Source organism: Nitrospirillum bahiense, from assembly GCF_007828025.1.
Classification (GTDB): domain Bacteria; phylum Pseudomonadota; class Alphaproteobacteria; order Azospirillales; family Azospirillaceae; genus Nitrospirillum; species Nitrospirillum amazonense.
The window spans coordinates 50,098-69,460 of record NZ_VITO01000025.1 but is presented as its reverse complement, the minus strand read 5'-3'; the positions used below and the strand labels follow the sequence as shown (position 1 = coordinate 69,460).

21 protein-coding genes are annotated in these 19,363 nt (G+C 66.1%); 10 read left to right on the top strand and 11 right to left on the bottom strand.

Going from position 1 to position 19,363, the window contains the following annotated elements; translation table 11 throughout:
• The first annotated feature begins 51 nt into the window (after positions 1 to 51).
• The 7 genes from FBZ88_RS26090 (at position 52) to FBZ88_RS26060 (ending at position 6,723) form a co-directional block, all read left to right on the top strand.
• Positions 52 to 552: a CarD family transcriptional regulator gene (locus tag FBZ88_RS26090; protein ID WP_040845774.1), complete on the top strand. Its 501-nt coding sequence runs from the start codon at positions 52 to 54 to the stop codon at positions 550 to 552.
• Between the two features lie 165 nt (positions 553 to 717).
• Complete coding sequence (locus FBZ88_RS26085; protein WP_145619947.1) at positions 718 to 1,533, top strand: metallophosphoesterase family protein; 816 nt, start codon at positions 718 to 720, stop codon at positions 1,531 to 1,533.
• A 69-nt stretch (positions 1,534 to 1,602) separates the two neighbouring features.
• Positions 1,603 to 2,139: a molybdenum cofactor biosynthesis protein B gene (moaB, locus tag FBZ88_RS26080; RefSeq protein ID WP_145619946.1), complete on the top strand. Its 537-nt coding sequence runs from the start codon at positions 1,603 to 1,605 to the stop codon at positions 2,137 to 2,139.
• Between the two features lie 241 nt (positions 2,140 to 2,380).
• Positions 2,381 to 3,211, top strand: coding sequence for a hypothetical protein (locus FBZ88_RS26075; RefSeq protein ID WP_246134431.1), 831 nt, complete (start codon positions 2,381 to 2,383; stop codon positions 3,209 to 3,211).
• An 82-nt stretch (positions 3,212 to 3,293) separates the two neighbouring features.
• Positions 3,294 to 4,031, top strand: coding sequence for a cell division ATP-binding protein FtsE (gene ftsE / locus FBZ88_RS26070; protein WP_088872023.1), 738 nt, complete (start codon positions 3,294 to 3,296; stop codon positions 4,029 to 4,031).
• Positions 4,032 to 4,222: 191 nt separating this feature from the next.
• Positions 4,223 to 5,476 carry an acyl-CoA desaturase gene (locus FBZ88_RS26065; protein ID WP_246138864.1) on the top strand — a complete coding sequence of 418 codons (1,254 nt, stop codon included), beginning with the start codon at positions 4,223 to 4,225 and terminating at the stop codon, positions 5,474 to 5,476.
• Positions 5,477 to 5,619: 143 nt separating this feature from the next.
• The gene (locus FBZ88_RS26060) at positions 5,620 to 6,723 is read left to right on the top strand and encodes a PA0069 family radical SAM protein (RefSeq protein WP_145619944.1); all 1,104 of its coding nucleotides are present in this window, start codon (positions 5,620 to 5,622) and stop codon (positions 6,721 to 6,723) included.
• A gap of 78 nt (positions 6,724 to 6,801) precedes the next feature.
• On the opposite strand, the gene FBZ88_RS26055 is transcribed toward FBZ88_RS26060, so the two are convergent.
• The 6 genes from FBZ88_RS26055 to hemN form a co-directional block, all read right to left on the bottom strand.
• Positions 6,802 to 8,049 carry a hypothetical protein gene (locus FBZ88_RS26055; protein ID WP_145619943.1) on the bottom strand — a complete coding sequence of 416 codons (1,248 nt, stop codon included), beginning with the start codon at positions 8,047 to 8,049 and terminating at the stop codon, positions 6,802 to 6,804.
• Positions 8,050 to 8,255: 206 nt separating this feature from the next.
• Positions 8,256 to 8,678, bottom strand: a complete 423-nt coding sequence (locus FBZ88_RS26050) for an ExbD/TolR family protein (RefSeq protein WP_145619942.1) — start codon at positions 8,676 to 8,678, stop codon at positions 8,256 to 8,258.
• 25 nt (positions 8,679 to 8,703) lie between these two features.
• Entirely contained in the window at positions 8,704 to 9,153 is a 450-nt protein-coding gene (locus FBZ88_RS26045) for an ExbD/TolR family protein (protein WP_145619941.1), read from the bottom strand.
• A 2-nt stretch (positions 9,154 to 9,155) separates the two neighbouring features.
• On the bottom strand, positions 9,156 to 10,085 hold the full coding sequence (locus FBZ88_RS26040) for a MotA/TolQ/ExbB proton channel family protein (protein WP_277907735.1): 930 nt from the start codon (positions 10,083 to 10,085) through the stop codon (positions 9,156 to 9,158).
• Positions 10,086 to 10,166: 81 nt separating this feature from the next.
• Positions 10,167 to 10,829, bottom strand: coding sequence for an energy transducer TonB (locus FBZ88_RS26035; protein ID WP_145619940.1), 663 nt, complete (start codon positions 10,827 to 10,829; stop codon positions 10,167 to 10,169).
• A gap of 624 nt (positions 10,830 to 11,453) precedes the next feature.
• The gene (gene hemN, locus FBZ88_RS26030) at positions 11,454 to 12,860 is read right to left on the bottom strand and encodes an oxygen-independent coproporphyrinogen III oxidase (RefSeq protein WP_145619939.1); all 1,407 of its coding nucleotides are present in this window, start codon (positions 12,858 to 12,860) and stop codon (positions 11,454 to 11,456) included.
• A gap of 203 nt (positions 12,861 to 13,063) precedes the next feature.
• Here hemN and FBZ88_RS26025 point away from each other — a divergent pair, with 203 nt between their 5' ends.
• The 3 genes from FBZ88_RS26025 to folB all read left to right on the top strand — a co-directional run bounded on the left by FBZ88_RS26025 (position 13,064) and on the right by folB (position 15,450).
• The gene (locus FBZ88_RS26025) at positions 13,064 to 13,729 is read left to right on the top strand and encodes a ribonuclease HII (RefSeq protein WP_411861203.1); all 666 of its coding nucleotides are present in this window, start codon (positions 13,064 to 13,066) and stop codon (positions 13,727 to 13,729) included.
• A 197-nt stretch (positions 13,730 to 13,926) separates the two neighbouring features.
• Positions 13,927 to 14,964 (top strand): site-specific DNA-methyltransferase, encoded by a 1,038-nt coding sequence (locus FBZ88_RS26020; RefSeq protein WP_246130165.1) that lies wholly within the window; start codon positions 13,927 to 13,929, stop codon positions 14,962 to 14,964.
• 42 nt (positions 14,965 to 15,006) lie between these two features.
• Positions 15,007 to 15,450 carry a dihydroneopterin aldolase gene (gene folB, locus FBZ88_RS26015; protein ID WP_145619937.1) on the top strand — a complete coding sequence of 148 codons (444 nt, stop codon included), beginning with the start codon at positions 15,007 to 15,009 and terminating at the stop codon, positions 15,448 to 15,450.
• A 79-nt stretch (positions 15,451 to 15,529) separates the two neighbouring features.
• Here the strand turns inward: folB and FBZ88_RS26010 are convergent, their stop codons facing one another.
• The 5 genes from FBZ88_RS26010 to FBZ88_RS25990 all read right to left on the bottom strand — a co-directional run bounded on the left by FBZ88_RS26010 (position 15,530) and on the right by FBZ88_RS25990 (position 19,321).
• Positions 15,530 to 16,180, bottom strand: a complete 651-nt coding sequence (locus FBZ88_RS26010; RefSeq protein WP_040842819.1) for a DUF799 domain-containing protein — start codon at positions 16,178 to 16,180, stop codon at positions 15,530 to 15,532.
• A 43-nt stretch (positions 16,181 to 16,223) separates the two neighbouring features.
• Positions 16,224 to 16,610 carry a DUF4810 domain-containing protein gene (locus tag FBZ88_RS26005; RefSeq protein WP_145619936.1) on the bottom strand — a complete coding sequence of 129 codons (387 nt, stop codon included), beginning with the start codon at positions 16,608 to 16,610 and terminating at the stop codon, positions 16,224 to 16,226.
• Positions 16,611 to 16,621: 11 nt separating this feature from the next.
• Positions 16,622 to 16,921 carry a hypothetical protein gene (locus FBZ88_RS26000; protein WP_145619935.1) on the bottom strand — a complete coding sequence of 100 codons (300 nt, stop codon included), beginning with the start codon at positions 16,919 to 16,921 and terminating at the stop codon, positions 16,622 to 16,624.
• A 23-nt stretch (positions 16,922 to 16,944) separates the two neighbouring features.
• A complete protein-coding gene (locus FBZ88_RS25995; RefSeq protein WP_145619934.1) occupies positions 16,945 to 17,805 on the bottom strand; it encodes a CsgG/HfaB family protein in 861 nt (286 codons plus the stop codon).
• A gap of 280 nt (positions 17,806 to 18,085) precedes the next feature.
• Positions 18,086 to 19,321 carry a threonine ammonia-lyase gene (locus FBZ88_RS25990; RefSeq protein WP_145619933.1) on the bottom strand — a complete coding sequence of 412 codons (1,236 nt, stop codon included), beginning with the start codon at positions 19,319 to 19,321 and terminating at the stop codon, positions 18,086 to 18,088.
• Between the last annotated feature and the right edge of the window lie 42 nt (positions 19,322 to 19,363).

The following is a 19,363-nucleotide window of genomic DNA, read 5'->3' as shown; positions in this document are numbered from 1 at the left end:
GTCTTCCCCAAGGCGGGACTTTTAAAAGCCGAATTGTGAGAGCCGATCCAAATGACCGATAAGCTCGATTTCGTCACTGGTGATTACGTCGTTTACCCGGCCCACGGGGTGGGACGCATCGTGGCCATCGAAAAGCACGCCATCGCCGATATGGAGGTGGTGCTGTACGCCATCACCTTCGAGAAGGAGCGGATGACGCTGAAGGTGCCGGTGATGAAGGCCAAGAACGCCGGCCTGCGCCGCCTGTCCAGCAAGGATCGGATCAAGGACGCGATGGAGACCCTGCAGGGTCCGTCCAAGATCAAGCGCATCATGTGGAGCCGCCGCGCCCAGGAGTATGAGGCCAAGATCAACTCCGGCGACCCCGTGTCCATCGCCGAGGTGGTGCGGGACCTGCACCGCGGCACCGACCAGTCCGACCAGTCCTACAGCGAGCGGCAGATCTATCACGCCGCGCTGGAGCGCCTGGCCCGGGAGCTGGCCGCCGTCGAGAAGATCGATGAGCGCAAGGCGACCGAGCGGCTGGAGGCCGTGCTGGCGAAGGCGGCCTAAGCCGTCCGCCGCAAGGTCAACCGGTATCCGCCCATTGGGGGTACGGTTCGCCGGCATCACTATACTTAGTGGAAAAAGGGGTGATCGGGCTCGATCGCCCCTTTTTTCATGGGACGGCGGCGCATACACTGGTCGGCAACTTCCTCTGCCGGTCTGACCCAACGCATGAACGAACAAGAGCGCTTTGTCGTGCTGGGCCGTCCACGGCGTATCTGGGCCGTGGGGGCGATCCATGGCGACGTCGACCGGCTGGCCGCCCTGCACGACGATATCGGCGCCCGTTTCCAGCCGGGCGACCGGCTGATCTACCTGGGCAACCTGATCGGCCGCGGCCCCCGCGTGCGGGACACGATGGACGAACTGTTGTCCTTCCGCCGCGCCGTCCTGTCTGTGCGCGGCGTCATCGTCAGCGACCTGGTCTATCTGCGCGGCGGGCAGGAGGAGATGTGGCAGAAGCTGCTGCAGCTGCAGTTCGCCCCCAATCCCACCGAAGTGCTGCAGTGGATGATGACCCAGGGCGTGGACGCCACGCTGGCGGCCTATGGCGGCAGTGCCTACCAGGGGGTGGCCGCCGCCCGCGACGGCGCCGTCTCGCTGGCCCGCTGGACCGGACAGCTGCGCACCGCCCAGCGCGCCGCCCCCGGCCACGACACCCTGTTCGCGGCATTGCGCCGCGCCGCCTATACCGAGCGGCGGCAGGAGCGGCTGCCCGAACTGCTGTTCGTGAACGCCGGCATCGACACCTCGCGCCCGCTGGCCGCCCAGGGCGACAGCTTCTGGTGGGGCGGCGGCGCCTGGTCCCGCATCGAGGGCCCGTACGCCGGCTTCGGCCGGGTGGTGCGCGGCTATGATCCCGGCCATGGCGGGCTGGCGGCCACGCCCGCCACCGTGACCCTGGACGGCGGCTGCGGCTTCAGCGGCACCCTGGCCTGCGGCTGCTTCGGCCCCGATGGCGAATTGCTGGAAGTGGTCGAGGTCTGACCGCCCCACAGGTTGACGGCGGCCAACCGCCCCCTCACTTAAGGGACGACCCGAACAGGAGCCCTCCCCTTGTCCCGTATCGATGAAACCCGCCCCTTCCTGCCGGTGCAGATCGCCGTGATGACGGTGTCCGACACCCGCGACCCGGCGACCGACAAGTCCGGCGACACCCTGGTGGAGCGGCTGACCGGCGCCGGCCACGTGCTGGTCGCCCGTACGATCGTGAAGGACGATCAGGCGGCCATCACGGACCAGCTGCGGGCCTGGATATCGGACCCGGCGGTGGATGTGGTCATCTCCACCGGCGGCACCGGCCTGACCGGCCGCGACGTGACGCCGGAGGCGTTCGAGAGCGTCTATGAGAAGCGAATCGACGGCTTCGGCGAGATGTTCCGCACCCTGTCCTATGCCAAGATCGGCACCTCCTCCCTGCAAAGCCGGGCCACGGGTGGCGTGGCCGGCGGCACCTACCTGTTCGCCCTGCCGGGCAGCCCCAGCGCCTGCCGCGACGGCTGGGACCTGATCCTGCAGTACCAGCTGGACAACCGTTTTCGCCCCTGCAACCTGGTGGAAATCATGCCCCGCCTTCAGGAGCATCGCCCCTGAAGAGGGGGCGCCAAGCCGCATTCGCCTGCGATTTCGGTTAAGGGCGGCCCCCGCAGTTGAAGCGCGGGGTGAAAACCTGTATCGATTCAAGGCCCGGCCGGACGCGCCTTTTCCATGCTGTCCAGCCCGAGGCCAGACGCGTTCCGGGGATCCTTTCCCAGGGGATATCGCCCACGGGCGACGGGGACGTGGGCGGCCAGGGATGCCGGCACCAAGAATGCGGGACCAGGAGAACGACCCCATGACGCGAACCTATATCTCGATGGCCAAGACCGGCGGCCAGGGCAAGACGCTGGTGGCCCAGATGCTGGTCCTGCAGCACGAGCAGAAGGGCGCGCCCGTGAAGCTGGCCGCCGCCGACAGCGACACGCTGAACCAGCGGTCGAAGTTCGGCCGCCTGTTCGCCGGCGTGAAGGAACTGGGCATCGGCGAGCAGCTGACCAACATCAAGACCTCGACCGACCCCAACCTGGCCATCAAGTATTGGGACGAGTTCGGCCGCACCCTGCTGGAGGGCGGCTATGTGGTGGACGTGGGCGCCAACGTGGCCGCCGACCTGTTCGCCTGGGCCGAGGCGCGCAACGCCGGCGCCCTGCTGCGCCGCCGCAACAGCAACCCCATCGACCTGATCGTCACCACGAAGGCCGAGGCCCAGGCCATCGAGGACGCCCGCGCCCTGATCCAGTATTCGTTCGACAAGAACGAATGGCTGCCCTTCGGCCGCCGCTTCGTGGTGCTGAACGAGGTCGCCGGCGGTTTCGCCCCGTATGAGAACGACCAGTCCTTCCGCCGCCTGAAAAGCTTCCAGAGCCAGGGCGTCGGCCTGATCACCATCAAGCGCTGCGAAAGCGATATCTGGAAGCTGCTGGAGAAGGAATTCATCTCCGTCCGCGATGCGCTGAAGATGACCGACGCCGATCTGGAAAAGCGCTACGGCATCGACGTGTGGACGGGCCACAGCGGCCTGACCGACCTGCGCGCCTGGGCGCAGGAGACGCTGACCGCGTTCGAGAAGGCCGGCCTGTTCCCGGCCACCGAGCGCGCGGACGCCGAGGCGGCGTCGGCCGAGTAAGGTCCCCCTTTCCTGGATCGGGCCCGGCCCCACCCCATGAGCGGGCGGGCCGGGCCCTTTCCGTTTCAAGGATACCTCGCCCTTGGTCCGTTTCGAGAACGTCGGCCTGCGCTATGGCACCGGGCCCGAGGTGCTGCGCGACATCAGCTTCGAACTGGCGCCCGGGTCCTTCCATTTCCTGACCGGCCCCACCGGCGCCGGCAAATCCAGCCTGCTGAAGCTGCTGTACCTGGCGGAGCGGCCGTCGCGCGGCCTGATCACCCTGCTGGGCCACCCCCTGTCCAAGACCCCGCGCAAGGCCCTGCCGGCCATCCGACGGGAAATCGGCGTGGTGTTCCAGGACTTCCGCCTGATGAACCACCTGACGGTGTTCGACAACGTGGCCCTGCCCCTGCGCCTGGCCGGCCAGGATGAGGCGCACGTGCAGGAAAGCGTGACGGAGCTGCTCTCCTGGGTGGGGCTGAAGGCCAAGCTGGACGAGCGGCCCCTGCGCCTGTCGGGCGGGCAGAAGCAGCTGGTGGCCATCGCCCGCGCCGTCGTCACCCGGCCCAAGCTGATCATCGCCGACGAGCCCACGGGCAACATCGACCGCGAGATGAGCCTGCGCATCATGCGGCTGTTCATCGAGCTGAACAAACTGGGCACCACCTGCCTGGTGGCAACGCACGACATGGTGCTGGTCGACCGGCTGCAGAAGCCGGTGATGGAACTGTACGAAGGCAAGCTGGCCGACTCCGGCTGGTGGATGGAGGGGGCGGCCAGCAACGCCGTCATCCCCGCCCAACCGCTGATGCCGGACGATCTCTCGCCGGACTTTTGACCCAGCACAAATCGCCAGGACCGCCACCGGTGTTAAGCTCCCCTTTAGGGTTGCCCCTTTACCCTGGGGTCAGAGGAACAACGCCCCAAACGCGGAGTCGGCTTTAGGGCCGATTCCTGCTATCCAGACGATATAGACATCATCCCCGCCCGGCCCCTTCACCGCCGGCCCCTGACGGAGTGCACACGCCTGTGACCACCCCTGCCCGCGAGACCCTTCCCAGGGCCGAAAGCCCGGCTGATCACTACCTGGACGATATCCAGGCCACCGGCGCCGTTCCCTTCATCCTGGTGCATCTGGCCTGCCTGGGCGCCATCTGGACGGGGGTCTATTGGCAGGACGTGGCCTTGGCCGTGGGCCTCTACGGCCTGCGCATGTTCGGCATCACCGGCGGCTACCATCGCTATTTCTCGCACCGGGCTTACAAGACCAGCCGCTGGTTCCAGTTCATCCTGGCCTTCATCGCCCAGACATCGGCCCAGCGCGGCATCCTGTGGTGGGCGGCCAAGCACCGCCATCACCACCGCTATTCCGACACCCCGGCGGACGTGCATTCCCCGGTGCAGCGCGGCTTCTGGTACGCGCACATGGGCTGGATCTTCACCGCGCGCCATGACAAGACCGACCTGGCCGCCGTGCCGGACCTGGCCAAGTTCCCCGAGCTGCGCTTCCTGGACCGGTTCCATTACCTGCCGGCCTTCATCCTGGCCGTCGCCGTATGGTTCGCGGCCGGCTGGTCGGGCCTGGTGGTGGGCTTCTTCTGGAGCACCATCGCCACCTACCACGGCACCTTCTGCATCAACTCCCTGGCCCATGTGTACGGCCGCCGCCGCTACCTGACCGGCGACGACAGCCGCAACAACTGGTGGTTCGCCCTGCTGACCATGGGCGAGGGCTGGCACAACAACCACCATGCCTACCAAAGTGCCGCCTGCCAGGGTTTCCGCTGGTGGGAGGTGGACACCACCTATTACATCCTGAAGGCGCTTTCCTGGGTAGGCGTCACCTGGGACCTGCACCGCCCGCCGGCCGCCGTGGTGCGGGGTGAGCAGCGCCTGGGCAAGGCCATCATCGAAAAGGCCGCCGGCCAGCTGGTCGCAACCTTCCATGTGGAGCAGATCGCCGCCCGCCTGCAGGCCACCCTGGCCGACACCCCTTCACTGGCCGACGTGAAGGCCGAATTGCAGCACAAGCTGCAGAACGCCCGCGCCCAGGCGGAGGCCATGCTGGCCTCGCTGCACATGCCCGAGCTTCATATGCCCGCCATGCCCAGCCTGCCGGAGCTGCACATGCCGAGCATGCCCACCCTGCCCACGCGGGAGGAGCTGAAGGAACGGGCGGCCGCCATGTTCGTGCGCACCTCCTCCATGGACGATATCGTTGATCGGGCCCGCCAGATGCTGATCGAGGCCGTCTGCGCCCGTCTGGCCGTCGCCGCCGCCTGAGCTGGCCGCCGCCCAAGGAAAGGCCGCCCCGGACCGCCGGGGCGGCCTTTTTGCTGCCTGGCAGGAGCGTTGGCGGCGCAAATGTTCATGTTGTGTTCTTATTTTGCCGAGCGTAGGCTGCCCTCCGGGTAACGGAGGACGCCATGGTCGACATCCTGGATGACCGCCCGCTGAAGGGCCGGGGCACCATCTCCAACCGCGTGGGCCGGTTCGAGGCCCATGCCCGCATGCGCACCGACGACGGCTGGGCCCGGGCGGGCCATGACGGCTGGGATGAGGAAGCGGATCTGGAGGTGGCCGCCGCCACGCAGGTGCGCTTGGACGCCTCGCGCAGCGTCATCAGCTACAACGACAGCCCGGACGTGAATTTCGACCGCTCGATCAACCCCTATCGGGGGTGTGAGCATGGCTGCGTCTATTGCTTCGCCCGGCCCAGCCACGCCTATCTGGGCCATTCGCCGGGCCTGGACTTCGAGACCATCCTCTACGCCAAGCGCGACGCCCCGGCCCTGCTGGCCAAGGAACTGCGGGCCAAGGGCTATGCGCCCCAGCCCATCGCCCTGGGCGCCAACACTGATGCCTACCAGCCCATTGAACGGACAGAGCGCATCACCCGTGGCGTGCTGGAGGTGCTGCGCGATTTCCGCCATCCGGTGGGCATCATCACCAAGTCGCCCCTGGTGCTGCGCGACCTGGACATCCTGGCGCCGATGGCGGCCGACGGCCTGGCGCGCGTCTCCATCTCCATCACCACCCTGGATCGCGACCTGGCCCGCAAGCTGGAACCGCGCGCCGGCACGCCACAGCGCCGGCTGGACGCGGTACGCCAGCTGTCACAGGCGGGCGTGCCCGTCAGCGTCCTAGCCTCTCCCATGATCCCGGCCCTGAACGACACGGAGCTGGAGGGCATCCTGGCCGCCGCCAAGGAGGCGGGGGCCAGCCAGGGCCATTACATCCTGCTGCGCCTGCCGCGTGAACTGGGGGACCTGATGGAGGAATGGCTGCGCCTGCACGTGCCGGATCGCGCCGACCATGTGCTGAGCCTGATTCGCCAGTGCCGCGACGGCGGCCGCAACCATGCCGAATTCGGCACCCGCATGCGGGGCACCGGCGTCTACGCCCAGTTGCTGAACGCTCGCTACAAGCTGGCGGTCAAGCGCCTGGGCCTGGACCAGCGGCGCTGGAGCATGCGCTGCGATCTGTTCCAGCCGCCGCCCCAGGCCGGGGACCAGCTGGCGCTGTTTTGAATATGAAATGACGAAGGCCGACCCCAAGGGGCCGGCCTTCGCTCACACCTTGTCGCCGGCGCCGAAGCGCCAGACGGATCAGAACGGGCTGATGCCGGCCTGGATCAGGTACAGGCGGGCGATGTCGGCGGTGCCGTCGGTGCCCTTGATGCTCTTCATGGCGTCCAGAGCCTTGGGCTTCTGGCCAGCGGCCAGATAGGCCTGGACCAGGCGCAGCTTGGCCTCTTCCGGATACTTCAGCTGGTCCTTCTTGATACCGGCCTGGATGACTTCGATGGCCTTGGCGGCATTTCCCAGGGCCAGGTACTGCGTGCCGACCTTGACCAGCTGCTTGCCGTCCGGCTGGGCGGCCGCTTCCTTCTCGTCGTCCGGCAGCTTGCGCTGATCGTCCTCGACCTGCTTGCCGGCCATGTCGGCCAGGCGCTTCTCGCGGTCGCCCTGGGCCTTGCCCAGGATGCCGGCCTTGAAGCCCTTGTCCATGACGGCCTTGGCCTCAGTGCCCAGGCCATCGCTCATGGCCAGCTGGGCGAATTCCAGGTACGGGCCCGGATCCTTCACCAAGCCAGCGCCGATCTGCAGGCGCAGCACGTCGATCTGCAGGCGGTTGGAGTTGAAGCCCTGCAGCTTCTGCACGCCACGGATCACGCTCTCCCAGCTTTCCTGATCCGGGTAGTTCACCAGAAGCCGCTCCATCGCGTCGAGGAAAGCGGGCTTGTGGTCCATGTTGTATTCGGCGTTGGCGATGGTCTGCAGCAACGTCTTGGACGGCTTGCCGCCCTGGGCCTGGATCATGGCGCGCGCGGCCTTGGAGGCGTTGGCGTAGTCCTTCTGGTCCAGGTAAATCTGGATCGCCAATTCCTTCAGGTGGTTGTCGGTGCCACCGTCCTTGTAATAGCGATCGGAAGCGGCGGCGAACTTGGCGTAGTTCTTCGCGCTGAAGTAAGCCTCGCCGATCAGCCGATCACGGTTCTGCTTGTCGGACTCCGTCAGCTGGCACGTCGACAGGGTGGATTCCAGCGACTTGGCGAAATTGCCCATGTCCTTCTGGCCGCTGTAGGCGGAGGCACGCAGCGTCTCGAAGGTGCAGGTCTCATAAGCAGACTTCGTCTTGCTGGCCTTCTCGGCCTCGTCGATCTTGTCCAAGGCTTCCTTGAACTTGCCCGCCTTCAGCGCGGCCTGGGCTTCCTGCAGCGGCTTGCCGACTTCCGGGCTGAACTTCTTGGCTTCGGCGGCGTGGGCCGGCGTGGTGGCGCTGATGACAACGGCGCCGCCCATGGTGAGCGCCGAGGCGAGCAGTGCGGCACGAAGGAAGTGCGTGGCGATCATTCCGAGGACTCTACCTGCTTTGTTGAAGGGCTGGACCGACGAGCGGCCCCTCATTCGGGAAATCTAAACCGGCAATTGGGGTGAAATCGGGACAAGCATCCCGAAAAGGGCCCGTGCCCCCAAAAGATCACGAGCCCCCGAAAACGGTTACGGCGGCCCCGCATCCCGAGACCAGCTCGGGTAACGAGGCCGCCGTAGACACGGACTTAGTCCATGAACTGTTCCGCACCCACCAGACCCAGCTTGGTCACGCCCAGGCGCTGGGCCGAGGCCATGACCATCGCCACGGTGTTATATTTGGCCAGCTTGTTCGGCCAAAGATGAACCTCGGGCTGCGGGGTCTTGAGCGCGGCGTCCTTCAGACGCAGCTCAAGTTCATGGCGATCAACGGTGGTTCCGTTCCACTGAATCGTGTTGTCGAAATCCACCATGATGTTGACGATCTCAGGCGGCGTCGTATTGGTCACCGGCGGGGTCGCCGACGGCATGTCCAACTTCACCGCATGGGTTTGGATCGGAATGGTGATGATCAGCATGATGATCAGCACCAACATCACGTCGATAAGCGGCGTGGTGTTGATGTCCATCATGGCTTCGTCTTCACCACCTCCGCCAACGTTCATACCCATGGCTTAAACTCCTTCGGCGGAACCGTCAGTGCGCGACCGGGATCGCGCCCGCCGGCGGCTCGGTGATGAAACCGATCTTCACGATGCCGGCCCGCTGGGCCGCGACCACCACCCGGCCCACATATTCGTAGCGCGCATTCTTGTCGCCACGGATGTGAACTTCCGGCTGGGGCTTGTCCACGGCGCGCACCTTGAGCTTGTCAAGCAGGGTCGTGTAGTCCGGAATCTTGGTCTCGTTCCAGAAGATGTCGCCGTCCCGGTTTACCGCGATGACGATGTTCTCCGGTTTCGTCTTGGTAGGCTGATTACGTTCCTTCGGCAAATCCACCGGCACCGTGTGGGTGACGACGGGAACCGTGATCAGGAAGATAATCAGCAACACCAGCATGATGTCGACGAGGGGGGTCGTATTGATCGCCGATACGACCTCGCCATCATCATCACCATCGCCGGCAGAACCGACGTTCATCCCCATGTTTACGCGCTCCGGGCGGACTTGCCGGCGCCGAGACGGCCACCGCTGACCAGCAGGGCGTGCAGGTCGGCGGAGAAGTTGCGGACGCGGTCCATGGCGGTCTTGTTGCGGCTCAGCAGCCAGTTGTAACCCAGCACGGCGGGCACGGCGACGGCCAGACCGATGGCGGTCATGATCAGGGCTTCACCGACGGGGCCGGCGACCTTGTCGATCGAGGCCTGACCGGCGATGCCGATGTTGGTCAGGGCGTGATAGATGCCCCACACCGTACCGAACAGACCGACGAACGGACCGGTCGAACCGACGGTGGCGAGGAAGGCCAGGCCGCCCTTCATGCGGTTGCTGATGCTGTCCACCGAGCGCTGCAGCTGCATGGTCACCCAGGTGTGCAGGTCGATCTGGTCGACCAGCGTGCCTTCATGGTGCTCGGTGGCGCGCAGGCCGTCTTCGACCAGCATGCGGAACACGCTGTTCTTGCTCAGCTTGGCGGCGCCATCGGCCAGGGACGGGGCGGTCCAGAAGGACTTGTCGGCCTGGGCGGCGGAGCGCAGCAGCAGGGTCTGCTCGATCAGCTTGGTGACGATGATGTACCAGGTGCCGGTCATCATGATGACCATGATCATCAGCACGCCACGGGACACGAAGTCACCGCCGTTCCACAGGGCGTTCAGGCCGTAGGGGTTCTCGACGGTCGTGGTGGCGGCCGCCGGGGCGGCGACGTCGCTGGCGCTGGCGTCGGCGGCGGGCGCGGCGGCCGGAGCGGCCTGATCAGCGGCCGGAGCCGGAGCGGCGGCGGCCGGGGCCGAGCTGTCGGTGGACGGGGTCGTGGTCTGGGCGACCGCGACCGAGGTGAAGGTACCGACGACCAGGGCCACCATGGCGAAACGCACCATGGAACCGGCGGTCAGCTTGAAACGCTCCCTAATGCTCATGACAATTCCAACACATTTGGGTTGAGGGGATGAGGAACCCTTGCGCATCCGCGTCTAAGAGGCCCCGGTTTTCTTGAACTGTTAACGCGCGTCCTTGAGCTGGAAGCGGTAGGCGATCTTGGTCGAGGACCAGGTCCCGACGGCCTTGCCTTCCTGCTGCTCAGCCGTGCACTTCCACACGCCGCGCTGGGCCTGCTTGATCACCGCCTCATCCAGGCGGTCATGCGTGCTGGACTCCACGATCTTGGCGTCGGTGACCTTGCCGCTGGTGTCGCAATACACGACGAACACGACACGGCCCTCTTCACCCAGGCGCGAAGACGCGGACGGGTATTCCGGCTGGTAGCGGCTGAAGCTGTTCGGATCGACCTTGACCGGAACGGAGGCCGGAGCCGGCGGGGCAGCGGGCGTGACCGGGGCAGTCGGAGGCACGACGACCGGCGGCTTGGTCGTCGACACCGGCGCCGGATTCGGCGGCGGCGGGGTGTCGATGTTGACCTCGACCGGCGGCACGAAGTCCGGCGGCCGTACGGTCTGCGGCGGCGGGGGCGGCGGCGGCGGCGGCGGCGGAGTATCGTCCTTGATCTCTTCGATGATCTTGGTCTCCACAGGACCCTTGACCACCTCGACGACCTTGCTCGCAAGGCCGGTGACGAGAGCGTAGACGATGCCGGCCTGGATGAGGACTGTGGCGACCAGCCCGATCAACCGGCTGCTTGACGATTGTTTTGCGGTGTAAGGCATTTTCCTGCGGTCACATCACGAAGGAAGACACCGCATCGGAAAACGCCGCGGCGCATCCGAGCGGAAGTGATTCACGGGAGGCAGAACGGGGGGAATCCGTGATGCCCGGGACCTGGGGTCCGCCTGGACATCGAAACGCAATCCTGGGGTCGACCAACACCGACCTTCCCACATCTGCCTCCAATTCATTTGCGAAGCAGTATCCGGCACCCGTGGTGCACATCCGGTTATTTCATAACCTGACAAACACCAGCCCCAAGCACCACGGCCCGCTTTTCACGGACCTGAACACCGCTTGCGATCGTTGTCGACCTTCACAGTCGAGCCTTGTTGCGTTTTCGTATGCCCGATTTCTAAGACGCACGCAAGCGGCAGGTATGCAGGAAATGACTCTCTCGGTCACTGCCTGTCTTAAACCAGCCGGCCTTCGTAATTTCATGCAACTTTCGCGGGGCACGATCGCCATTTTGCTGCATTGCAGCAGGGGCTTGGGGACTCTCCTCCGTTAACCTGTGGGACTGTTTCTTTTCAGTCTTCTAAGGCACATTGTGAAAGCGGGCCGGGAACACCATGGGTTTCGCGGACGCGGCGATCCGCCCCATCTTGAAAAATTCTGAAAAAAATCTACACGGCATAGCTGTGCCGTCCCGATTCCGGATCGAAGTAAGCATCGAACAGAACCGCGACGCTGCGGACCAGGGGTCGAGCCTCCTCCCTTACCTCGACCCTAGTTTTATCACAGATTATCATATCATCGTCGGCAAGCGCGGCCAAGGCGCGGCGGGTCGCCGGGGCCAGGATCTCTTCCAAAGAACCACCGTGGCGGCGGCACGTATCGCTTAAGTCCACCGAAAAGCGGCACATCAACTGTTCGATGATGTCCGCGCGCAGCCTGTCGTCATCGCTGAGGGCCAGGCCCTTGGCCACCGCCCACCCCGTGCCCTCACCCGCCCCATGGGCTTCCCACGCCTTAAGGTAGGCGGGGACGTCCACCTTGTTCTGGATATATCCCCCGCGCGTGCGCCCGATGGCGGAGGCGCCGAAGCCCAGCAGCGCCGTGGCCGTGTCGACGGTATAGCCCTGGAAATTACGCTTCAGCCGGCCGGCGGCATAGGCCGTGGCCATGACGTCGTCCTTGCGGGCGAAGTGATCCAGGCCGATGGCGACGTAACCCGCCGCCTGCAGCGTCTCGGCCATGGCGGCCGCCTGCTCGGTCCGTTGGGTGGCCCCAGGCAGGGCGGCCGTCTCGATACGGCCTTGATGGGCCTTCAGCGACGGCATGTGGGCATAGCCGAAGACGCTGAGCCGGTCCGGCGCCAGGTCCAGGGCCTGGACCACGGATTGGACACAGCTGTCCACCGTCTGGTGGGGCAGGCCATAGATCAGGTCCAGATTGATGCCGCCGATGCCGGCCTGGCGCAGGCGGGCCACCGCCTCCGCCGTGGCGGCGTAAGGCTGGATGCGGTTGATGGCTCGCTGCACCCGGTCGTCGAAGCTTTGCACGCCCAGGCTGGCCCGGGTGACACCGCCCTGCCCCAGGGCCGCCGCCATGGCCGGGGTCAAGGTGCGGGGGTCGATCTCCACCGCGATCTCCGCCGTGGCGGCCGGCCGGCCGAAGCGCTGGGCCAGCCGGTCCATGAGCGACAGGAAGGCGTCGGGGGGCAGCAGGGTGGGCGTGCCGCCCCCGAAATGAATATGGGTGACGGGGGGCAGGCCGCTCCCGCTGGACAGCGTAGAGTCGGGGACCAGCGCCCCCGCCACGGCGTCGATCTCCGCCTCCAACGCCGCCTGGTAGCGGCGGATGGGCGCCTCGTGGTTCACCACGGTGGTGTGACAGCCGCAGTACCAGCACATGCTGCGGCAGAAGGGGACGTGCAGGTAGAGCGACAGGGTGTCGGCCGCGGTCAGCTGCCCCAGCCAGCGGCGGTAGTCGTCGGCCGTAACCGCCGCGCTGAACTGCGGTGAGGGCGGATAGCTGGTGTACCGGGGGACGCGCTGGTTGCGGTACTTGGCGACGAGATCGGGGCGCATGGGGCGGACCTGGCGGGACGATATTGGGACGGACGCATGCTGCGCCCGATGCGTCGGTGGCAAAATGATCTGCCTCAACCTCTCCTCATTCCCGAAGGTCCGGCGCTTGCCCGCGAGGGGTGCGGTCAGCCATCATGGCGGCCACGCCCGTGCTTAAGCTGTGACCGATGCCCCGCCCCCGCAAGCCCACCTCCGAAATTATCATACAGTTGGGACCGCCCACCCTGCGGCCGGAACTGGATGCCGGCCACGCCCACGACAGCCTGGTCTGCGGCGTGGACGAGGCGGGGCGCGGCCCCCTGGCTGGCCCGGTGGTCGCCGCCGCCGTCATCCTGCCCGTGTGCCCCCCCGGCAGCACGGACGCCCCGCCCTGGTGCGCCGGCATCAACGACAGCAAGAAGCTGACAGCCACCGCCCGCGACACCCTGTTCGACGCCATCCGGGCCAACGCCCGCGTGGGTGTGGGCGTCAGCAGCGTGGAGGAGATCGACACCGTCAACATCCTGCAGGCGACCTTTCTGGCCATGCGGCGCGCGGTGGAGGCCTTGGCGGCCGATGGCGGTCCTGCCCCCCTGATCGCCCTGGTGGACGGCAACCAGCGTCCGCCGGGCCTGCCCTGCCCCCGCATCGCCACCCTGGTCAGCGGCGACGCGCTGAGCCTGTCCATCGCCGCCGCGTCGATCATCGCCAAGGTCACCCGTGACCGCCTGATGGCGGATCTGGCCCTGTCGCACCCCGGTTATGGGTGGGAACGCAACGCCGGTTACGGCACGGCCGAACATCGTGACGCAATCAAGATATTGGGGGTCACGCCCGCTCACCGCCGTACATTTGCTCCAATCTCAGAACAGTTGGCTCTAAACCTTTGACTCTACTGACTCTTGCCTAAAAAATTACATTGACGGCGACTCGGGGCCGACTCATTGTCGGCAAAAATCAACCCCCGATTCGGCGAATACTCCCCATGTTGAAGACCCCGGAAACCCGTACTGACTCCAAGACCAAGTCCAAGGTGCGGGAGGCGGCGCCCGCCAACCGGATACTTGTGGGCGACTGCGTTTCCCTGATGCAGGGTCTGCCGGCCGGCTCGGTCGACATGGTCTTCGCCGACCCGCCCTATAACCTGCAGCTGTCGGGCGACCTGATGCGCCCCAACCACACCCGCGTCGACGGCGTGGATGAGGAGTGGGACCGCTTCGCCGACTTCGCGACCTACGACCGCTTCACCCGCGACTGGCTGGCCGCCGCCCGCCACGCCCTGAAGGACGACGGCACGCTGTGGGTCATCGGCAGCTACCACAACATCTTCCGCGTGGGCGCCATCCTGCAGGACCTGGGCTACTGGATCCTGAACGACATCATCTGGCGCAAGACCAACCCCATGCCCAACTTCCGGGGCAAGCGCTTCACCAACGCCCACGAGACCATGATCTGGGCGGCCAAGTCGCAGGACGCCAAGTACTTCTTCGCCTATGAGGCGATGAAGAACCTGAATGAGGAGCTGCAGATGCGCAGCGACTGGCTGTTCCCCCTGTGCACGGGCTCGGAGCGGCTGCGCGACGCCGACGGCAACAAGGCCCACCCCACCCAGAAGCCGGAGGCCCTGCTGTACCGCGTGCTGTCCAGTTCCACCCGCGTGGGCGACACGGTGCTGGATCCGTTCTTCGGCACCGGCACCACGGGTGCCGTGGCCAAGCGCTTGCGCCGCAACTGGATCGGCATCGAGCGGGAGAAGACCTACGCCGAAGTGGCCCTGTCGCGCATCGCGGCGGTGGAGCCCGCGGCCGAGGCCGAACTGCTGGAGCCGCCGTCCAAGCGCGCCCAGCCGCGGGTACCCTTCGGCTGGCTGGTGGAACGCGGCCTGCTGCAGCCCGGCACCACCCTGTACGACACCCGCCGCCGCCACAGCGCCCGCATCAAGGCCGACGGCACCCTGGTGGGCGCCAACCACCTGGGGGAGCACAACGGCTCCATCCACAAGGTGGGTGCCGCCATGCAGGGCCTGCCGGCCTGCAACGGCTGGACCTTCTGGCACTATGTCGAAGGCGGCCAGCTGGCCCCCATCGACATGCTGCGCCAGCGCGTCATCGCCGAGATGCACTGAGCGGCCCTTCCCGCCACCCGGCCGGGGTGGTAGAGGAGCCCTATGAATAAGCTCTTCGCCCAAGTGACCGGCGGTGCGGCCAAGGCCGTATCCGTGCAGTCCGCCTCCCCGGCTGTCACCAATCCCCCGCCGCTGGCCCGCATCTTCGTGCGCGACCTGGTGGTGATGGCCACCGTCGGCATCTATGAGCATGAGAAGCAGAAGGCCCAGCGCCTGCGCGTGAACCTGGATATGATGGTGCTGGACCGCTTGGGGTCGCGTCGCGACGACATCGCCGACGTGGTGTCGTACGAGGACGGCGTCACCATCGTCCGCGAGCTGGCGGCCCAGGGCCATCTGAACCTGGTGGAAACCTTCGCCGAGACGGTGGCCCAGCGCCTGCTGGCCGATGGCCGGGTGCACAGCGTTACCGTGCGGGTGGAAAAGCTGGACGTCTTCCCCGACGCCGCCTCCGCCGGGATCGAGATCACGCGGCAGCGGGGGTGACATCTCTCGGGGCCAGGAAATGATAAGGGCGGCCGGAATGACTCAGCCGCCCTTCGCACATGCGCCTGATTCCGGAAGGTCAGTTCTTCTTGTAGCCTTTGTCGTAGGGTCCGGGCAGCAGGCCCTGATCCGGCGTGTTGACCGCCTGGGCATTGGCGAAATTGGCCACCCGAATGTAGCTCGGGTGCGCCCGTTCGACGGCCGCCTTGACCGCGCCCACCAGCAGACTGATGGGGTCGATGCCACCAGCGCCCTGGCTGTAGGCGGCAGTCGTGGTCTGATCCCACAACGTCTCGCCCGTCTTGCCGCTCTTCAGCGTGTAGTGGACACGCACCGTGGTGGACGCGGAGACGACGATGTAGCTGGCGTCCCAGTTCTCGATTTCCGCGTACAGCACAGCATCGGCACCAAACAGATTGGCCAGGCGGCGAGGGTCGGCCGCGCGCACCATGTCGGCATCGCCCAGGCCGTCGTCCTCCATGGTGCGCTTCACCATGTTGACAGGGAACACGTAGTAGCCGCGTTCCGCCAGGGGCACAGCCAAGGTGGCCAGGAAGTTATCTGGTGCGTCCACCTGCGTGCTCTTGTTGGTCACGGGAATGACCAGGATGGAATGCGGGTCCTCGGAGCGATAAGCGGTGTAGTCCTTGGGCGGCGGCTTGTGGGCGCAGGCCGCAGTCAGCGCCAACAGGGCGGCCACGGCCGTCCGGCGCAAAGCGACTTTAAGCATAGGGGGAAATCCCTCGGAATAGGGTTTCAGCGACCTGGTCGGGTCAGCTGACGGGAACGGCGGAGACCTGCTGCTGCGGCTTGGTGCCGGCCTTGGCGTTGGCGATGGCCTTGTCCATGAAGGACGCGGACTCCGGCCAGGCGGCCTTTTCGCGGTTGAACAGGTCCACCGCCTTTTGCGTATCACCCTTCTGCATGGCCATGTACCCGGCCTCGGCATAGATGCCGGGCGGCACCTTCTTGCCCTTGGGGTCCGGCGTCGTGATGATGGTGTCCAGATCCTTCACATAGGCCGCTTCGGTCTTGGGATCCTGGTAGTAGTCCAGCAGGCCGGACGAATACTCACCCCAATTGTACTTCGGCCCGGAGGCGCAGGCGCTGAGCGCCGCACCCGCCAGGGCCAGCAGCAGAATGCCGCCCTTCTTCATCATTCCTCTCCCGTTCAAGGAACCGTTATGGTTTTGGTGACCGCGTCGCCGAGATAGATGGTCTCGGCATAGACGCGCCGCCCCTGGTCCTGCACCTCCACCTGGTGGGTACCTGTGGTCAGGGTCAGGAACTGTTTGGCGCCATCATAGGCCGACGCCGCCCCCATGGACTTGCCATCCACGATCAGCACGGCCGTCACCGACGCGTTCTGCACCGCCAGGTGCGGGCTGCTGTCCACGGTCTTAACCGTAGTGACCGGAGCCGTGCAGGCGGCCAGGGCCAGCAGGCCGGCCAACGGCGATAAGCGCTTCATGTTGTTCCCCATGGCAGCCGGGCTCACTTCGACGCAGCAACGAACAGACCGGCGGTCTTGCCGGCGGGAATGCCGCCGCCGACAACGTGCGCGACAGAGCCTTCGTTGGTTTCGTTGTCGCCGAAGGTGCTGTCGATGACGACGTCGGCCACCGGCGTGGGCGGCAGCTCGATGTCGAAGCCGGTCTGGGCGCTGCGCACCTTGTCGCCGGCCTTCATCACCTGCAGGTGGTCGCCGGGCTTCAGTCCCTGGCGGGCCCCGCCGCTGATATAGACACTGGTGCCCTCGACCTTCAGCAGGTCGCTGCGCCAGGGCCGCTCCTCCAGCTTACCCACCACACGGCTCAGCACATCCGAGATCGCGGCGCCGATGGCCTTGTCGTTCAGCGTGCTGTCGTAGCCGGCGCGGTTGCCGAAACCCATCACCGTGCCGTTCTCCACATCCGCCTGGCCGGTGCCGGTAGCGGAGAAGAAGACGTGGCCGGTCTTCACGTCCACCAGGCGAATCTCCACCTTGGCGTGGGCGACCTGCTTCTTGGTGTTGGAAAGGAAGCCAGCCTCACCCTCGGTGCTGCGCCCGAATTCGGTGAGGGAGCCCACGATCAGGGCGTCGACACCCACAATGTTGCCGGTGCCACCCTGCAACTGCTGCTCGTTCTGCACCAGGTTGAGGTCAGGACGTTCGAACACCAGGAACTTGCCGGATTCCACCAGGCGGGCACTCAGCATGTCGCTGGTCTGCCGCCCCAGGGGATCAATCTCGTCGGCGGTCAGCAACGCCTTGCCGTACCGGGTTTCATTGGTGAAGCGGCCAATGGCGACCTTGCGCTTCAGCACCTTGACGTCGGCCGCAGGGGCCGGGGCCGCTGCAGGAGCCGCCGCCACGGGCGGGGCGATCGCCTTGGGGGCAGACGGGGCGGTAGCACATCCCGCCAGAGACGCAGCGAACGCAGCAAGAAAAACAAGCCGACCGGCGCTTACCGAAGTGACTATTCCCCCAGGCTTATACATAGGCGCACAACCCATCAATTGCGGTATGCCCTATGTATTACCGAAATGCGCAAAGTCGCAACAAGTTAACGTGTTAATGTTCGCAGAAATACCACCGCGAAGTTGCCGGCAGCTGTCGACATGCGACACCTTGTCGCATGGCATTTATTTTAACTTACGATTCCCCCGCCAGCGCCTTGACTTGGAAACCGTTGCTGCGCAGCGCTTCGACCACGCGGCCGGCATGGTTGGCGGAGCGGCATTCCACCGTGATGTCGATGTCGGTGGCTTTGACGTTGGCGGTGCTGAACAGGCGCTGGTGCACGGCCTCGATGATGTTGCCGCCGGCCTCGCCGATCAGGGTGGTGATGCGGCCCAGGGCGCCCGGCCGGTCGGGGATGACCACACGCAGGGTGACGATGCGGCCCTCGCGCACCAGCTGGCGCAGGATGACGCTGGCCAACACGCGGCTGTCGATGTTGCCGCCGGACAGCACCAGGCCCACCTTGCGTCCGGCGAAGCGCTCCGGATGCTTCAGGGCGGCGGCCAGGCCGGCGGCGCCGGCCCCCTCGGACACCGTCTTCTCGATGTTCAGGAACAGGGCCACGGCCCGCTCCACCTCCCAATCCTCCACCAGGATGATGTCGTCGACCTTCCGCCGGACGATCTCCAGCGTGGTGGCGCCCACGTTCTTGACGGCGATGCCCTCGGCGATGGTGTCGCCGCCCACGCTGACCGGCAGGTTGTTCAGGGCCTGGTACATGGGCGGATAGGCCGTGACCTCCACGCCGATGACCTCGATGTCCGGCTTGCGCGCCTTCGCGGCGATCGCCATGCCGGAGATCAGGCCGCCGCCGCCCACAGGCACCAGCAGCACGTCCAGGTCCGGGGCGGCATTCAGCATCTCCAGCGCCACCGTGCCCTGGCCGGCGATGACCAGCGGGTCGTCATAGGGGTGAACGAAGACGTAGCCATGTTCCTTTTGCAGACGCTCGGCCTCCGCCGCCGCCTCCGCCAGCACAGCACCCTTCAGCACCACCTTGGCGCCAAAGTTCTCCGTATGCTCCACCTTGATGAAGGGGGTACCCTCGGGCATCACGATGGTGGCGGGGATGCCCAGGCGGCCGGCGTGGTAGGCGACACCCTGGGCGTGGTTGCCGGCCGACATGGCGATGACGCCGCGCCGGCGCTCCTCCTCCGTCAGGGACAGCAGGCGGTTCAGGGCGCCACGCTCCTTGAAGCTGGCGGTGAACTGCAGGTTCTCGAACTTCACCCAGATTTCGCAGCCGGCGATGCGCGACAGGGTGCGCGACGGGATACAGGGCGTGTCGATGACCTGGCCGCCCAGCGCCAGGGCCGCCGCCCGCACATCCTCCAGGGTGACCTTGTCCGCGCCCGTGTTGCTGTCCATGAGATCTGTCCTTGAGAACGGCATCCTTGAGGGCGCCAACCA

Coding starts and splice junctions, on each gene's coding strand:
- FBZ88_RS26090 (WP_040845774.1), top strand. CDS start 52: ATGACCGATAAGCTCGATTTCGTCACTGGTGATTACGTCGTTTACCCG.
- FBZ88_RS26085 (WP_145619947.1), top strand. CDS start 718: ATGAACGAACAAGAGCGCTTTGTCGTGCTGGGCCGTCCACGGCGTATC.
- FBZ88_RS26075 (WP_246134431.1), top strand. CDS start 2,381: ATGACGCGAACCTATATCTCGATGGCCAAGACCGGCGGCCAGGGCAAG.
- FBZ88_RS26060 (WP_145619944.1), top strand. CDS start 5,620: ATGGTCGACATCCTGGATGACCGCCCGCTGAAGGGCCGGGGCACCATC.
- FBZ88_RS26055 (WP_145619943.1), bottom strand. CDS start 8,049: ATGATCGCCACGCACTTCCTTCGTGCCGCACTGCTCGCCTCGGCGCTC.
- FBZ88_RS26050 (WP_145619942.1), bottom strand. CDS start 8,678: ATGGGTATGAACGTTGGCGGAGGTGGTGAAGACGAAGCCATGATGGAC.
- FBZ88_RS26045 (WP_145619941.1), bottom strand. CDS start 9,153: ATGGGGATGAACGTCGGTTCTGCCGGCGATGGTGATGATGATGGCGAG.
- FBZ88_RS26040 (WP_277907735.1), bottom strand. CDS start 10,085: ATGAGCATTAGGGAGCGTTTCAAGCTGACCGCCGGTTCCATGGTGCGT.
- FBZ88_RS26035 (WP_145619940.1), bottom strand. CDS start 10,829: ATGCCTTACACCGCAAAACAATCGTCAAGCAGCCGGTTGATCGGGCTG.
- hemN (WP_145619939.1), bottom strand. CDS start 12,860: ATGCGCCCCGATCTCGTCGCCAAGTACCGCAACCAGCGCGTCCCCCGG.
- FBZ88_RS26020 (WP_246130165.1), top strand. CDS start 13,927: ATGCAGGGTCTGCCGGCCGGCTCGGTCGACATGGTCTTCGCCGACCCG.
- folB (WP_145619937.1), top strand. CDS start 15,007: ATGAATAAGCTCTTCGCCCAAGTGACCGGCGGTGCGGCCAAGGCCGTA.
- FBZ88_RS26010 (WP_040842819.1), bottom strand. CDS start 16,180: ATGCTTAAAGTCGCTTTGCGCCGGACGGCCGTGGCCGCCCTGTTGGCG.
- FBZ88_RS26005 (WP_145619936.1), bottom strand. CDS start 16,610: ATGATGAAGAAGGGCGGCATTCTGCTGCTGGCCCTGGCGGGTGCGGCG.
- FBZ88_RS26000 (WP_145619935.1), bottom strand. CDS start 16,921: ATGAAGCGCTTATCGCCGTTGGCCGGCCTGCTGGCCCTGGCCGCCTGC.
- FBZ88_RS25990 (WP_145619933.1), bottom strand. CDS start 19,321: ATGGACAGCAACACGGGCGCGGACAAGGTCACCCTGGAGGATGTGCGG.